At 56.5% G+C, this 15,710-nt stretch carries 14 protein-coding genes; 2 read left to right on the top strand and 12 right to left on the bottom strand.

Annotated elements, in window-relative coordinates; all coding sequences use genetic code 11:
* Nucleotides 1-373: 373 nt before the first annotated feature.
* A complete protein-coding gene (locus VAE55_RS18925; protein ID WP_322817274.1) occupies nt 374-862 on the top strand; it encodes a hypothetical protein in 489 nt (162 codons plus the stop codon).
* 191 nt (nt 863-1,053) lie between these two features.
* On the opposite strand, the gene VAE55_RS18920 is transcribed toward VAE55_RS18925, so the two are convergent.
* From VAE55_RS18920 to VAE55_RS18895, 6 genes are all read right to left on the bottom strand, one after another.
* Nucleotides 1,054-2,571 (bottom strand): YifB family Mg chelatase-like AAA ATPase, encoded by a 1,518-nt coding sequence (locus VAE55_RS18920; RefSeq protein WP_322817273.1) that lies wholly within the window; start codon nt 2,569-2,571, stop codon nt 1,054-1,056.
* Nucleotides 2,572-2,706: 135 nt separating this feature from the next.
* On the bottom strand, nt 2,707-3,666 hold the full coding sequence (locus tag VAE55_RS18915) for an ABC transporter permease (RefSeq protein ID WP_322817272.1): 960 nt from the start codon (nt 3,664-3,666) through the stop codon (nt 2,707-2,709).
* Nucleotides 3,663-5,678 (bottom strand): ABC transporter ATP-binding protein, encoded by a 2,016-nt coding sequence (locus VAE55_RS18910; RefSeq protein WP_322817271.1) that lies wholly within the window; start codon nt 5,676-5,678, stop codon nt 3,663-3,665. The genes VAE55_RS18915 and VAE55_RS18910 overlap by 4 nt, the downstream gene beginning before the upstream one ends.
* The gene (locus VAE55_RS18905; protein WP_322817270.1) at nt 5,678-6,517 is read right to left on the bottom strand and encodes an ABC transporter permease; all 840 of its coding nucleotides are present in this window, start codon (nt 6,515-6,517) and stop codon (nt 5,678-5,680) included. Before VAE55_RS18905 ends, VAE55_RS18910 begins: the two co-directional genes overlap by 1 nt.
* A gap of 390 nt (nt 6,518-6,907) precedes the next feature.
* Complete coding sequence (locus VAE55_RS18900) at nt 6,908-8,527, bottom strand: ABC transporter substrate-binding protein (RefSeq protein WP_322817269.1); 1,620 nt, start codon at nt 8,525-8,527, stop codon at nt 6,908-6,910.
* A 108-nt stretch (nt 8,528-8,635) separates the two neighbouring features.
* Entirely contained in the window at nt 8,636-9,127 is a 492-nt protein-coding gene (locus VAE55_RS18895) for a DUF427 domain-containing protein (protein ID WP_322817268.1), read from the bottom strand.
* A gap of 602 nt (nt 9,128-9,729) precedes the next feature.
* On the opposite strand from VAE55_RS18895, the gene recA reads away from it, so the two are divergent.
* Nucleotides 9,730-10,785 (top strand): recombinase RecA, encoded by a 1,056-nt coding sequence (gene recA / locus VAE55_RS18890; protein WP_322817267.1) that lies wholly within the window; start codon nt 9,730-9,732, stop codon nt 10,783-10,785.
* Nucleotides 10,786-11,277: 492 nt separating this feature from the next.
* On the opposite strand, the gene VAE55_RS18885 is transcribed toward recA, so the two are convergent.
* From VAE55_RS18885 to VAE55_RS18860, 6 genes are read right to left on the bottom strand one after another with little or no spacing between them, the layout of a single operon-like run.
* Nucleotides 11,278-11,490 (bottom strand): hypothetical protein, encoded by a 213-nt coding sequence (locus tag VAE55_RS18885; RefSeq protein ID WP_322817266.1) that lies wholly within the window; start codon nt 11,488-11,490, stop codon nt 11,278-11,280.
* An 11-nt stretch (nt 11,491-11,501) separates the two neighbouring features.
* A complete protein-coding gene (locus VAE55_RS18880) occupies nt 11,502-12,323 on the bottom strand; it encodes a 2-keto-4-pentenoate hydratase (RefSeq protein WP_322817265.1) in 822 nt (273 codons plus the stop codon).
* On the bottom strand, nt 12,305-13,759 hold the full coding sequence (locus VAE55_RS18875; protein ID WP_322817264.1) for an aldehyde dehydrogenase: 1,455 nt from the start codon (nt 13,757-13,759) through the stop codon (nt 12,305-12,307). Before VAE55_RS18875 ends, VAE55_RS18880 begins: the two co-directional genes overlap by 19 nt.
* Nucleotides 13,759-14,493 (bottom strand): 2-keto-4-pentenoate hydratase, encoded by a 735-nt coding sequence (locus VAE55_RS18870; protein ID WP_322817263.1) that lies wholly within the window; start codon nt 14,491-14,493, stop codon nt 13,759-13,761. The genes VAE55_RS18875 and VAE55_RS18870 overlap by 1 nt, the downstream gene beginning before the upstream one ends.
* 60 nt (nt 14,494-14,553) lie before the next feature.
* Complete coding sequence (locus tag VAE55_RS18865; protein ID WP_012257238.1) at nt 14,554-14,772, bottom strand: tautomerase family protein; 219 nt, start codon at nt 14,770-14,772, stop codon at nt 14,554-14,556.
* A gap of 12 nt (nt 14,773-14,784) precedes the next feature.
* A complete protein-coding gene (locus VAE55_RS18860) occupies nt 14,785-15,624 on the bottom strand; it encodes an alpha/beta hydrolase (RefSeq protein ID WP_322817262.1) in 840 nt (279 codons plus the stop codon).
* Nucleotides 15,625-15,710: the final 86 nt, after the last annotated feature.

Below are 15,710 nucleotides of genomic sequence, written 5' to 3'. Positions count from 1 at the left end.
AGACTTTGATTTATTTAAGAATGACGCGGAAGATTATACCAGATAGTGTGTATGATTGTCAATAACGTCGGTTCTTCCTTGCACAACAGTGATATGTGGTTGGGGGAAACGGTCTTCAGAGAAATATCTCTTTCAGGCCAGTCAGGTGTTTTTGTTTGGTGATATTGTCACGAACTCCAGATCCTCCAGGATGGTGCTGCATACGTCTCTTTTCTGCTTAATCCCTTTCCTGGATCGCTGATAGTGTTTTTCTGAATGCAAATGTGACCTCTGTATTTATTAATGTCATGACTTTCTATGCTATCTTACACTATCAGCGTGTGATATACTCTTAGGGGACAATCGTACTGCAATATCTTTCTACGAGGTTACTATGTATCGTCTCTTCATTGGCTTGCTCTGTCTACTTGTTATTTCTGGATGTGCAAACACAACCGTTCCAGAACCTTCACCTACGGCATCAGTTCCTTATCCGGCTTATCCAGTAGAACCAATTCCCCCCAATCCGGCTGCGAGTTATCCAGGACCTGATAGCAGTGGTCAGTCGCAGAATACTTTTTTCTTCTATATTACCGAACCGGTACGGGTATCTGATGGCCAGATTCAGGGTGGTGGTCCACCACAAGCACCGATCCGTGTAATCAATTTGTCGCGCGATAATGCGGTAATTGCCGATACAGTGGTGGGGGCTGACGGTCAGTTCATCGCACCGTTGCGTGATGTCGCAGCCGGTGATTCGGTGGCGATTATTTTTAATGAGCAGGTTAGTTCTGCGTTTACCCGTGAACAGTTGCAGCCGTTTAGTGTACAAGTGCTGCCTTCCGGTGAACTGGTGATGAGCAGTGTGGTTGTTGCTCCCTGATTTGATGTGACTGGATGTTCTACCTCACGCCCGTTGCTTGTGGGGTGATCGTAACAATCACCCCACTATTGATGACGATGTCCAGAGGGTGAGGAGAAAATTTGCCTTTGTTATGCCACAACAACATGTTGTTCCTTTTCAGGAATAGCCATGCGTGGTACTCTATTTGGGCCAGTCCTGCCCCCTCTCCCCTACTCCACCTGCCGTGGGCGATACTGAATCGCTTCGGCAACATGTACGGCGGCGATCTGTTCCGCACCGGCCAGGTCGGCGATAGTACGGGCCAGGCGTAGGATGCGGTGGAAACTGCGCGCCGAGAGGTTAAGCCGCTGGACTGCCGATTTGAGCAGGGATTGCCCGGCCTGATCAAGAGCGCAGAAGGTGCGAATTTCGGCAGGGCCGAGGTCGGCATTGCTCCGGCAGCGTGGATGACCGTTGAGTCGCTCGATTTGACGTTGACGTGCCGCAATGACGCGCTCTCGCACAACTGCTGATGGCTCTCCCGGGGCCAGGCTGCTCAGTTTGTCGTATTTGACCCGTGGCGCTTCGACGTGGATGTCGATCCGATCTAGCAGGGGCCCGCTGACCCGACGCTGGTACCGGCTGACCAGCGCCGGTGAGCAGTTGCAGGTACGTTCCGGGTCGCCGTGCCAGCCACAGGGACAGGGGTTCTGCGCTGCGACTAGCATGAAGGCCGCCGGATAGGTGATGCTGCCATGCGCCCGGCTAAGGGTGACGATCCGATCCTCAAGAGGTTGGCGCAAAACTTCTAGCCGATTGCCGAATTCGGGTAGTTCGTCGAGGAACAGGATGCCACGATGGGCCAGCGAGATCATGCCCGGCCGCACCCGACTCCCGCCACCGATCAGGCCAGCGGTCGAAACAGTATGATGTGGTGCGCAGAAGGGGCGCTCGCGGATAAGAGGGGTGTCGCGTGGAAGTTGTCCGGCAACGCTGTATATCTTGGTGACCTCCAATGCTTCAGCAAAGCTGAGCGGTGGTAGAATGGAATGGAGTGCTCTGGCCAGCATGGTTTTGCCGGCTCCCGGTGGCCCACTCATCAGGATGTTGTGTCCGCCCGCTGCTGCGACTTCCAGTGCTCGTTTAACGTGTTCCTGCCCGCGAACATCGGCAAAATCAACTGCCCCGCCTAGTGGGGCCGGGGTAAAGCCGGTGGTGCCGGTGTAGGGTCGTAATGGCCGTTCACCACTGAGATGGGCGATCAATTCTCGTAACGAACGTACCGGGAAGATGCGTAAGCCCTCGATGAGTGCGGCCTCTGCGGCGTCTTCAGCCGGTACGTAGATGGTCGAAATGCCATGGGAATGGGCTACGGCTGCCATCGGCAACATCCCGTCGGTATGGCGCAACGTGCCGTCTAGCCCCAATTCACCAATAAAGACAGCATCACTGACATCGGCTATCAATTGATCGGTGGCGATCAGTAATCCCAGTGCGATGGGGAGATCGTAGGCCGGACCGGCTTTGCGCAGATCGGCGGGAGCGAGATTGGCGGTGATGCGGCGCATCGGAAAGCTCATCCCGCTATTGCGCACGGCTGAACGTACCCGTTCGCGACTCTCGTGGACGGCGGCGTCACCCAGCCCGACAACGCTGAATGCCGGTAAACCACTCAGGACGTCAACTTCGACCGCAACCAGGACCCCATCCAGGCCAATGACAGCACAGCTCAGAACTTTGGCAAGCATCGCTTCTCCGGCTTTCGTCAGACTATCCTGCTACTTCTGATGTCCTATTAATAGAACCGGAGATCGGCTGCAAAAGGTGCGCGGTTTTAGCAATTTTGCTCAAAAATCATTGGCTGGTGGTCGAGAACGCCATCCTCAAGGGCTGCGTTCGTTACCGAGCCGGATGCGGGGGTCGAGCAGGGCATACATGAGATCGGCCAGCAGATTGGCGACAGTAAAGATCACGACGGTAATCATCGCTACCGCCTGTAGCAGCAAGAGATCGCGGCGGTCGATGGCAAAGGTCAACAGACGCCCAATACCCGGATAGTTGTAGACGTTTTCGACCACGATCAGGCCGCTAATCAGCCAGCCGAGGCTGATGGCAATCACCGTAATGGCCGGCAATAAGGCATTGCGTAAGACGTGTCGGCGGAGGATTGTTGCCGGTGACAGTCCTTTCAGCATCGCAGTGCGGACATATTCCTGTTCACGTTCGGCGATCACTCCGGTGCGCGTTAGCCGGGCGATGTAGGCCAGCAGCACCAGCGTGGCCGTGATCGCCGGTAATACCAGTTGGGGGAGTGTCTCGAAGAATGAGGTGTCTGGCCGGATCGATGAGTTGGCCGGTAGCCAGCGCAGGCGAAAGGCGAAGAGATCGATGAGCAAAAGGCCGGTGACAAACTCTGGTAGACCGGTGACCGCCAGGGTTGAGACGCTGATGACTGTGTCGTCGGGTTTGCCGGCCCGCCCGCCAGCCCATACCCCCAACCCAATCCCCAACGGCAGTGCGAGGGCTAATGTTGCGCCGGCCAGCAAGAGTGAATTGCTCAGTCGTTCCATGACCAGCGGTCGAATCGGTTGGCGTGTGCTGTACGCGATGCCCCAATCGCCAGTGAGGAATCCTCTCAGCCAATCAATGTATTGGAGTGGCAATGGCCGATCCAACCCCAGTTCGGCACGCAGTGCAGCCAGCGCCGCTTCACCGGCTTCGCGACCGAGGAGGACGCGGGCTACATCACCGGGTAAGAGGCGACAGATCAGAAAGATGATCAATGAGCTAATCAGCACAGTGCCGCCGAGCAACACTATTCGTCGTAACAGATAACGTATCATGGCGTGATTGCTTCAGGTTGTTGAATAGTTTGCAGTTCTTCGAGCGGAATATGACAGCGTAGACGATGCCCATTCCCGGCTTCGCGCCACGGCGGTGGCGTAGTCACGCAAATGTCGCCGAGTGCTCGTGGGCAGCGCGGTTGGAACGGGCAGCCATGGTGCGGTGGAGCAGCACCTTCTTCAACTTCGCGCAGACGGAGGCCGTGAGCATCGGTGGCGGTTAATAGCGCTTCGGTGTAAGGATGGAGCGGCGGTTGTAAGACAGCGGTGACCGGCCCCTCTTCGACGATCTGCCCACGGTACATCACGGCCACGTCATCTGCCAGGTAGCTCACGACGGCCAGATCGTGGGTGATGAACAGATAGGCAATGCCGGTGTCGGTTTTCACGGCGGCCAGCAGATTGAGGATTGCGGCCTGCACCGAGACATCAAGCGCCGAAACGGCTTCATCGAGCAAGAGCAGATCGGGTGCTGCGGCCAGGGCACGGGCAATAGCGACCCGCTGTTTCTCACCGCCACTCAGTTGAGCCGGTCGTCGTTCGGCGTAGCTGATCGGTAGTTTGACCAGTTGTAGCAGCTCTGGTACGCGCTGCAGGGCGCGTTGGCGATCCAGCCCTCCCAGACGGATGAGAGGGCGGATAAGCGCTTCGCCGACGGTAAGCGCCGGATTCAGGGCTTCTTGCGGATTTTGCAAGACCATCTGCAAGCGCCGTAGTTGTTCCCGACTACGGTGTTGAATGGTCGGCGCTAACGGCACATCGATCAGATCGATACTGCCGGAGGAAGGCTCTGTTAAGCCAATCACGCAACGGGCAAGGGTTGTCTTGCCGCTCCCACTTTCGCCAACAATCCCAAGTGTGCGATTGCGCCGTAGCTTCAGATCAACATTGGTTAGGGCCTGAACAACCGACGGCGGTTTCCGGCGCATCAGATCGGTCAATGAGCGATGCTGGGTGATGGTTTTTGTCAGTTGAGTCGTGGTTAGCAAGACCTCGCCATTGAGCGCGGTAATTGCCACAGTGAGAGAGGGAGATGGGCTATCTGTAGTCACCTGCTGCCAGTAGTGGCAGCGTGTCCACTGATTATTGTTCACGGCCAGAAGTGGTGGCCGTTCATTGCGGCAGCGGTCATCGGCCAGAGCGCAACGCGGTGCAAAGATACATCCCTTTGGAAGTGCGTCGGGTGCGGGGAGTGCGCCGTCGATGGGTTGTAAGGGATGATGATTATAGCGCAGGCCCGGACGTGGCAGGCTGCGCAGCAAGCCCTGGGTATAGGGATGGCGCGGTTGTTGAAAGAGCGATTCTGTCGGGGCAAGTTCCACCAGTTCGCCGGCGTACAGGACTGCGGTACGAGTAGCAATCCTCGCCACAAGGCCAAGATTATGCGAGATAAAGAGTGTCGCCGGTTGACGATCGGCGATTAATTCGGCCAGCAGATCAACCACTGCTGCCTCAGTGGTGACATCAAGGCTTGTCGTTGGTTCATCCAACACCAGCAGACGAGGTTCGCCGTGCAAGGCCATGGCAATCATCACCCGCTGCTGCATACCACCGCTCAGTTCGTGGGGATAGCTGCGCATCACGCGCACCGGATCGGTAATCTGGACACGGGTCAGCAGCGCTAATGCCTGCTGCGTTGCTATTGTCCGATCACCACCGATAGCCTCGATCAATTGATCGCCGATCCGCAGCGTAGGATTGAGCGCGGCCAGTGGATTTTGTGGCACCAATCGCAACGAACGCGCCCACAGTGGACGGAGCTCCGAGGCGGGCAGATGGGTCACATCCGCGCCATCAAGCAGTATTTGCCCGGAACTGATGTGGCCACTGGCCGGTAGTGCTCGCAAGACTGCCAGGCCAAGGGTGCTCTTGCCACTACCACTCTCGCCGACCACACCCAGCACGTCGCCGGCAGTGACTGTCAGGCTGATTTCACGCACAACCGGCAACATCTGCCGACCAACTCGATACGCCACGGTAAGATTATTAACAGCTAGAACTGGTGTTGTCATCAATAACCTGCCATCTCGCCGCGGATCGCTCGCCGCACGCCCTCGGCCATGAGGTTGATGCCGACTACCAGCAATGCAATGGCCGTTGCCGGTACATAGAGCGACCATGGAGCAAGCGCGAATTCATTGCGCGCTTCGAGCACCATCAAGCCCCAATCAGGGCTGGGAGGCTGAACACCAACGCCGAGGAAGCCCAGCGATGCGACGAGAAAGATCGCATACGAAAAGCGGAGGGCGGCTTCCACGGCCAGCGTCGGAGCTACCAGAGGCAACAACTCGCGCCACAAGATGTACCCAAGGCGTTCACCGCGCATACGCGCTGCCTCGATAAAACCTCGCGACTTGAGCGATAATACGACACTCCGCACAACGCGAGCCACGATTGGCGTGTAGACCAGTACAATCACCAGCAGCACACTGGTACGCGAAGGGCCAACCGCACCGAGAAGCAGCAGTGCCAGCAGTAATGCCGGCAGCGCGAGCAGGCCATCGAAGAGGCGAAAAACCAGCTCTTCCAACCAGCCGCCTAGATACGTTACGCTCACGCCAATCAGTGTGCCAAGTACCACTGCCAGCACGGTGCCTCCCCCGGCAAGCGACAGAATATCGCGTGCGCCGTACACGATCCGACTCAACAGATCGCGACCAAGCCGATCGGTGCCAAGCGGGTGTGCAAATGAGGGTGGCTGCCGGATTAGATCAGCGTTCTGTGCGGTCGGACTGTAGGGCGCGATCAGCGGCCCGAAGAGCGCCAGCCCCAGGAAGCAGAGCACGATTACGGTGCCGATTGCAGTTGTCGGGTCGGCAAAAAAGGCTCGTCTCAACGACTGAAGATTCATGTCTCGGTAACAGGATCAATGAGTAATTGCGACTTGCAAGACCAGCTTTATCAGAATGCCGTAACGCTGATCCGAAGAGACCTTGCCGGGATGGGAGAGGGTATGACTTTCGCCTCTCCATCCATACATCCCGTCCTCTTCAGACAGGTATTAGCGCCTGTTATGCACATTGGTTGAACGTACTACGCTCTTCTCTCGTTTATCTATCCGGCGAGCTGCCCAGCCGGTGGAACTCCTGCCACACTCAGTCGATACAGTCGTCGGTTTGGATGCGGAAGCCACGCTTCCGCGTCCATGTAATCTGCACCGAACGTGTTTGGTCACACCAGGTCACCATATGAATGGAAACAGTGTTCAGATAGCAGCCCAACTTCTCGTATCCTTCCGGGATCACACCGCAATTGCCGCCAGATCGGTGCGGCCGGGAAACGCTTTCGCTACATAACCGCGTAATCCTTCACGATGCGCACTGAGTTGGGCAAAGAAATAGGGAATGATAATCGGGCCGCGTTCGATCAGAATACGCTGAATCTCGCGGTAGGCACGTACCCGTTCTTCCTCATTGAGGGTGGTACGGGCCGTGGCTGCCAGGGCATCAAACTCGGGGTCGCTGAAATGACTCTCGTTCCATACGGCACCGCTGACGAGCATAACGTCGAGGTAGAACTGTGGAATCGGTCGCGAACCCCAACCGGTAATTCCCAAATCAACCTCAAGCCACCGGTCATCACCGTAGTACACACTTTCGGGTTCGACGATCACATTGATGTTGATGCCGGCTTCAGCCCATTGCTCCCTAAGCACTACCGCCAGATCGGGCCGATCACCCGAATCGGGCACGTGGAGATCGAGTTGCAAGCCATCAGGATACCCGGCGGTTGCCAGCAATTGCCGGGCCGTAGCCGGATCTCGGGCCGGCAGCGGTGTCTCTTCCGAATAATACGCGCTGAAGAGAGGGCCGATGGGGCTATCACGCCCGACCGCCCCAAGACCGGCTTTGACCTGGCGAAAGATCGCGTCACGATCAGTTGCCAGCTTAAGCGCCCGAATAACCTCTGGCTTATTACCCGGCTCACGGTCGGCCCGCAGGCGTATCAGATCAAAGCCATTTGTAGGTGTCTGGACGGTAACGACACCACCTGCTTGTTGCAATGTCTGGAAGAGTGGCGTGGGCATGCGCAGCACCAGATCAACCTGCCCGCCACGTAAGGCATCGACTGCTGCGGCCTGATCGGCAAAAAAGATAATCTCAAGGCTGGCAACGGCTGGCTTGCCGGACTGGAAATAGGCTGTATTTGCCGTCAGATCGATCCGATTCTCGGTACGGTATTCCACCACTTTGAAGGGGCCGGTGCCGTTAAACGCCGTTGCCGGATTTTGGGTATTGGCGCGCAGTATCAGGGCGTGGTTGTCAGACAGGTCGTACAGAAAGAATGGATTTGGCTCGGTAAGTGTGAAGACGACCGCGCTATCGCCATCAGCGGCAATATCGGCAATGTTGGCGTAGAGATCGGCGGTTGGTAACTGCAACGCGGGATCACGCAGTCGGTTAAACGTCCAGACCACATCTGCCGCCGTGAGCGGACTGCCATCGTGAAAGGAAACTCCGGCGGCCAGGTTGAGCCGATAACGCAAACCATCGTCGCTGATCGTCCATTCCCGTGCCAGTCGGGGCACGATAGCATTGCTCGCATCGATGTCAACCAGATAGTCGTACACGTGGTTGAGAATGAGGATTTCGGCGTCAGATGAGGCGAACGCCGGATCGAGTTGAACGGGAATCTCACTCGCCACCCGTAAACGCCCCGTTGGGCCGGCGGCTGGCGATGGTGGATTTGATGCAGGGGTCGGCGTAGATGCGCCACCGCCACAGGCAGCCAGCGCAGTTACACCCGCAGATAAGCCAAGGGCCAGACCCAGACGCAGGAAGGCTCGTCGGCTCATCCTGCCGGCCAGGACTTCGGAACGAGCCATCTGCAACAGGTGCAGTCGTTCGTCTGCATAGCTCATGAAACTATCCTTTCCTTCTAATGCAAATGTGCTTGGCACAACCTCCTGTGCGTCACCAATGACTTTCGAGCGTAGGATCGGGCAAATGGGATGATCGAGCGTGCCAGGCTACCATCCCCACGTTCCTGGCCCACCTTTGAAGGGGCCGACGACATCACTGGTGATCCAGCCACCGTAGAATCCACCCGGTTGCGGAGTGACTTGTTCATCATCAACGTAGCAGGCATCCATTGGCGCGGCGTAGAACGCGAGATACCCGCGGATTGGGACGAACGATGGTGTTGGATCGAGATACGACCAGGCTGCCTGCATGGCGGTGCGCTCACCAACAACTACGTCGTAGTACGCCGCAATTCCCTTAAACTCACAGAACGAACGCGCTGTATTTGGGCGCAAAAACGTCATCTGCACATCATCTGGCGGCACGTAGTAAACCGGCGGATGACTGGTTTCCAGCACCCGAAATGCGCACTGACTATCCACTATCGTGATACCAGCAAAGATCACCCGAATACGTCGCGATGTTAGTTCCAGTCGCGGGGGACGAGGGTAATCCCATACCGACTCCTGTCCGGGTCCTGGTGGAATGCGCTTAATCATCGGCAAGCTCCTGTGGCATATCACTGTGGACTATCTGCAATATACCACATTCGGCAAGGCATATCACCCTGAATCGTTCGTTGATAATACTGGTATTCCCGATCTGACCAGAACCTGTTTCAAACCGTACTGTACCCCAATGAGAAAGAAATGAACATCGGTGACGGGATTGCGGCAGGCGTGATGCCAGCGCTCCGTGCAGATGGTGCAACAGCAATGAGTATTCGATCCGCGACATCTGTATCTCTCTTGTATCACCACAATGAAGGGTCAGGTCAAATCTTGAATCCCTCCACACAATGCCACTTCAGGGGAGCAATGAGGTCGCTCTGGCTCACCCGACCGGGATTGCAGAGGTAGATCGTGTGTATGGTAAGAGATTTCTTGCCGAAAATCCGTAATCCAGTGCACCAAAGACGCAATGAGAGCGGTATACTAATAGGGAGGAAAAATCAACGACATCCCTCTTGCTGAAATCGCACACCTGTGCTATTATAGCACATATGTACGGGGTAGGCAACGGCGTTGACAGCGCCCTCCCCATCAAGTAGAGTAGCAAGAGGAGTGTACGAGTGAGCAAGAACAATGGAGGAGCGCCCGCGATGGCTATCACCCCGGAGAAAGAAAAAGCGCTCGCGGCAACAATGGCGCAGATCGACCGCAAGTTCGGTAAAGGTTCGATCATGAAGATGGGCGAGGCGAGCAGTCGGCTGGTCATTGAAGCCATCCCGACCGGTTCCATCGCGCTCGATATTGCCCTCGGCATTGGTGGTGTACCGCGAGGGCGCGTTGTCGAAATCTTTGGCCCTGAGAGCAGCGGTAAAACCACACTGGCCCAGCATATCATTGCAGAAGCGCAGAAGATGGGCGGAGTCTGTGCCTTCATCGACGCCGAGCATGCCTTTGACCCGGTCTACGCTGCGCGGTGTGGAGTCAACATTGATGACTTGCTCGTTTCGCAGCCGGACACCGGCGAACAGGCGCTCGAAATCTGTGAGATGCTGGTTCGCTCGAATGCAATTGACGTGATCGTTATCGACTCGGTTGCTGCCCTGGTACCGCGCGCCGAAATCGAGGGTGAGATGGGTGATTCGATGCCCGGTATGCAAGCCCGGCTGATGAGTCAGGCGTTGCGCAAGTTGTCAGGTGCCATCAGCAAGAGCCGTACAGTCGTAATCTTCATCAATCAGTTGCGCATGAAGATCGGCGTTATGTTCGGCTCGCCGGAAACCACGACCGGTGGCCAGGCCCTGAAATTCTATGCCTCAGTACGGCTTGATATTCGTCGTATTGAAACGCTCAAGCAAGGGCAGGAGGCAATCGGTTCGCGGGTACGAGTGAAGGTGATCAAGAACAAGGTTGCACCTCCCTTCCGCCAGGCTGAGTTCGATATTCTGGCCAACGAGGGTATCTCGCGTGAGGGCAATATCATCGATATCGGTACTGAATTGGGTATTATTCGCAAGAGTGGCGCATGGTTCTACCTCGGCGAGGATCGGCTCGGCCAGGGGCGGGAAAATGTGCGTGAGTTTCTGAAGAATAATCCTGCACTTACCGATGAGATCGAGCGCCTGATCAAAGCGCAGGCATTGACGAATCCAACGGCGATTGCGCCGAGTGTCGATATTGGCGACGATGACGCTGTTTTTGAAGAGTAGTAGTACGCTCGGTGTGCGAACGAAATAGCGATCTTGGGGGCAGGTTTTGAAACCTGCCCTTTTCTGTTGGTCCAATAGTAGTATGGTTATTGGAGGCAAGATTACTGTGTATTCGATTGCTATGCGGGTATGCAATGGGTTGGCGAGTCGGCGGTTGTTACGAGGTGGGTTGAGCAGCCGGCGGGTTAAGGGGGCAGCGGGTTAAAACCCTGCCTCAATACGTGGAAGGCTGGCGGGGCTGCCTGACAGCGGGGCAGGGGATAGCGGGCGTGCTCCTGGATAGCCCCGCAGGGGCTTGCACGTTGTCAGGGAGGGCTTTAGCCCGCCTGACGGCGGGGCTGATCTGACCGCTCCTGTCAGCGAGATATGAGCGAGCACTGCAACCGCATTCGATGGGTGCAGGTGGTGCAGAAGCCGGTCTGCCAGGTGCCGTATGGTGCGATACAGAGCAGGATAATTGCTACGCTTTACTCATCACCTACCTGTTGTTTGTCACTGCTGGTCTGGCTCAGCCGTAATATCGCTATCAGGACGATCAAGGGCTAAAGTGTTTTCAGGTGACACGATCTGGATAATCAATTGCAGCCGGCCCGGTGGCGTACCGATAACGTGCTGAAAGATAGCACTGACTTCGGCAGCAAATGCCTGCTTCCGGGTACGGTCTGGCGGTCGATCCCCGCTGTAGAAGACTTCGAGCATCGGCATACGACTCTCCTTCACACGAACCGTAGGTGGAGTGGTGGTTGATCATGCATTTCCAGCGTGAACAGATCGCCGCATTGCACCGGAATTGTTGCTGCCAAAGCTCCAGAGATCACAATATCACCGGCATGCAACGGAATCCCGAATGTGCGCAGTTTGTTCGCCAGCCATGCCACCGCCAGTGCCGGATGCCCAAGCGCGGCGGCACCGGTACCAAAGACGGTGGGCCGACCATTGTGATTCATCACCATACCGATGGTGCGCAGGTCGCTGCTGCGCATTGCCCTGCTCCAGGCGCCAATCGTCAATCCACCGTAGGAAGCGTTATCGGCAATCGTATCGGCCAGCTTAATACGCCAGCGATCAATGCGACTATCCACAATTTCGATAGCTGCCGCTAGTGCCTCGGTTGCTGCCAGCACCTGTTGCGGGGTAATATCCGGCCAGTCGAGGGTTTCTCCGATTAGAAACGCAATTTCACCCTCGACCCGCGGTTGGAGAAAGATCTCGAATGGGGCTTCAGCGCGTCCATTCTTGGCCGGAAAATAGCGCGAAGCCCATAGGGTGCCATAATCCGGCTCGTTGACGCCCATCTGCTCTTGCACAGCTTTGCTGGTCAGGCCGATTTTGCGCCCGATGATCCGCTCGCCGCGCTGAACGCGCATGTCCGTCCAATGCGTCTGAATCCGGTAAGCAATGTCTGCATTGGTAATGCCCTCGCTTTCGGTGAGGGGAAGTATGGTGAAGCGCTCTTCCCAGGCCTGATCGAGCCGTTGTGCCAGAGCGATAATAAGTGCGTCAGCGGTGGTTTGGGTTGTTACTGATTGCTCAGGCATATCGTCTTTGCCTCCGTGTAGAACTCAAGGCTGTAGTGCCCACCTTCCCGGCCAATTCCACTCTGTTTCATACCACCGAAAGGTACGCGCAGGTCGCGCACAAAAAAGTCGTTGATCCAGATCGTTCCGGCTTCCAGGGCCGATCCCATCCGTACTGCTCGTCCGACATCACGAGTCTGTACCACGGCGGAAAGTCCATAGCTGACGCCATTGGCGATAGCAATCGCTTCCTCTTCATCGTCAAAGGGCATAACCGTGACGACCGGACCAAAAATCTCGTCCTGGCAAACCTGATCATGCGGTTTGACGTCGGTAATGATGGTGGGCTGGAGAAAGTTGCCCTGGGCGAATGGTTCCGGCAAGACGGGAACTGTGCCACCGGTGAGGATGTGAGCGCCATCGGCGCGAGCCAGATCAATAAAACCGGTGACCCGTTCGTAATGTTCACGCGAAATGAGTGCCCCCACCCGCGTTTGGGGGGCAAAGGGATCGCCAACCTGAAGCTGAGATGTAGCCTTCTGAAAGCGGGTGAGAAATGCTTCGTAGATTGGCCGTTGTACGAGCAATCGCGGCCCGGCGAGACAGAACTCTCCCTGATTAAAGAATGAGGAGCGCAGGCTAATCGCAACGGCGCGGTCAAGATCAGCATCGGCGAAGATAATATTCGCCCCTTTTCCACCCAATTCAAACGAGACCCGTTTGAGAGTTGGTGCCGCAGCAGCCATGATGATCTTGCCGGTGGTGGTCTCACCGGTGAAAGAGATGAGCTTTACATCAGGGTGACGGGTCAGCAGCGCACCGGCCGAGTCGGGACCGAAGCCGTGGATCACATTAATCACCCCCGCCGGCACCCCGGCAGCATGAGCCAGTTGCGCCAGCCGCCAGGTACCGATTGGGGTCAGTTCAGCCGGCTTTAGTACGACGGTATTCCCAAAAGCCAGCGCTGGCCCCATTTTCCAGGTCGCCTGGAGGAGGGGAATATTCCAGGGCGCGATGAGCGCGGCAACGCCAACCGGTTGGCGCAGCACGTAGTTGATATAGCCGTTATCCATCGGATAGGACTCACTGCCGTGGGTAACGGCAAAATCGGCAAAAAAATCGATATTGGCGGCGATACGGGGGATGTAGCCGGATCGATTCTCGGTAATTGGACGCCCGACATCCCAGGTTTCGATGGCCGCCAGTTCTGCTTCGTGATCGCGGATCAATTGGGCAAACCGCTTGAGAATCAGACGACGTTCAGCCGCCGGCATCCGGCTCCATTGGCGAAAGGCACGGGAAGCGGCGGCGACGGCTGCATCTACCTCATCGGCTCCGGCCTCTGGTGCCGATCCAATAACCTGGTTGGTGGCCGGATAGAGAATATCAAACCGCGATCCTCCTTCAACGAACTGACCATCAATGTAGTGACTGACGTGAAAAAACGGGTAATCCATTATGTATCTCCTATCAATCGTGCCTGAAGGATGGTATTACCGCACGTAACTTCGAGGACACCGGCACTGGCCGGTACGGCCTGAGCCGGCGAACCGAGAAAGACGATTTGTCCGGCAGCCAGACCGCCGACAGCCTGCGTCAGCCAGCCCAGTTGTTGCTCGATATTGCCCAGAGCGGCGACCTGACCGGCAGTGCAGAGTTCACCGTTCAGGTACAAACATAACTCACCGGTTGGTACCTGGTCGAGGAGCGACTCACCGAGCAGAAATCCGCCACCAGAGGCATTATCCGCGATGACTTCAACGGCGCTGAAGCGGTATTCAGCCCACACGCTATCGAGCACATCCACACCCAGAAAGATGCCACCAATAGCACGAGCGATCATGCCAGGCTCGGCGTGTGCCGGCAGGCTGTGACGCAAGACGACAGCCAGTTCTGGTTCCAGGCGCGGCTGAATGAAGTGAGCGAGCTGTACCTCACGCTGGCAGATCATGGAACGGCTGATACGTCCATAGATTGGTTGCGCTAAGCCCATCTGGCGTTGCTTCGCCGGGCTAATCAGGCCAAGTTTGTATCCAATACACGCGGTATCCGGGTGATGCATGCCCTGAATACGATAAGCGCCATTGAGATCGACACCCCAATCGGTTGTGCGACCAACCAGGGTGCGGTGTGTCTCACGAGCGGTTTGAATTGCGTCGGCAAGACTTGCTTCGGCAGCAGTAAGATCCATAGTCATCTCCGTGCGGTGACACGTTATGCGGGTGAATCGCAAATGTTCTGAACAAACGAGTTATTGACCCTGGGTTGACGTAGAGGCTTGCTGGCGCAACTCAGCCATCGAAATCCCCCCGACAGTCCAGTGGGTTGGGGGAACCTCTTGAATGATCAAGCGCACCTCTGCCAGTGGCACGTCAAAGGCTGCTGCCGCTGCTGCCGAAAGCGCACGGGCCAGTTCAGCCTTTTGCTCTGTGCTCCTCCCCTCCAGCATCGTAATGCGCAGAAGTAGCATATCACCGTCCTCTCAGGTCTCGGCAAAAAATGTGCGCACAAGCTGATGAAAGCGTTGACTGTGTTCTATCTGGGTCCAGTGGCTACAGCGTCCTATCACATGGAGTTCAGCATTGGGAAGCCGGTTGAGCAAATAGTAGCTGGTATCAGCCGGAACAATGGCATCATCGCGTCCGTGGATCAGCAACACTGGATGGGTCATCCGGCGTAACGCGGCATCGGGTACGATCAATGCATCGAGGTGTTGCTGGCGGGGAGTCGGAAACATGGCAGTATACGAGCGCCGAACGTCAGTACGCATCGCTGCGGTATAGCGTACCCGCACAATCTCATCAAGCCGGTCGCGCACAAACGCATCATCGTAGACAAACCAGCGAATGGCCTGGGCCAGCAAGGCTGCCGATGGATCGTCGTAAAACCCCCACAGGCGATCAAGTTCTGGTGTCAGCCGACAGGGTGCGCCAATCGCGCCCATCAGTACCACCCGCCGAAATCGTTCCGGTGCTTCCAGCAACAAGTGCAACGCAACTGCCCCACCCATCGAATTGCCAACCAGATCAACCCTGGCTAATCCCAACGTATCGAGCAGAGCCAGCATCTGATCAACCCACAACCGCATCCAGCGCCGAATGTCTGTCGGCGGTGGATCGGGGTGCTGACTATCGCCAAATCCGATCAGGTCAGGCGCCAGACAGTACCACTGTTCACCCAGTGCCGGTAGCGCCAGGTTCCAGTTCGACCAGCCATTGGCACCTGGGCCGGAGCCGTGAATGAAGAGGATGGCCGGTGCATCGCTAGACCCCTGTCGGTGGAGGGCGGTTGTGAATTGACCGGTGATGATGTGTTCAACCATCGGTTTATCCTGTCTTGTACAGACTGTAGCTGTCTACCAGGTCTTGGAATGTAGATAATTATTAAGGATCGTGTATCCTCTCGCAT

It is taken from the genome of Chloroflexus sp. (assembly GCF_034432675.1).
Lineage (GTDB): Bacteria > Chloroflexota > Chloroflexia > Chloroflexales > Chloroflexaceae > Chloroflexus.
The sequence above is the reverse complement of the archived record's forward strand: the minus strand, read 5'-3'. Positions and strand labels throughout refer to the sequence as shown.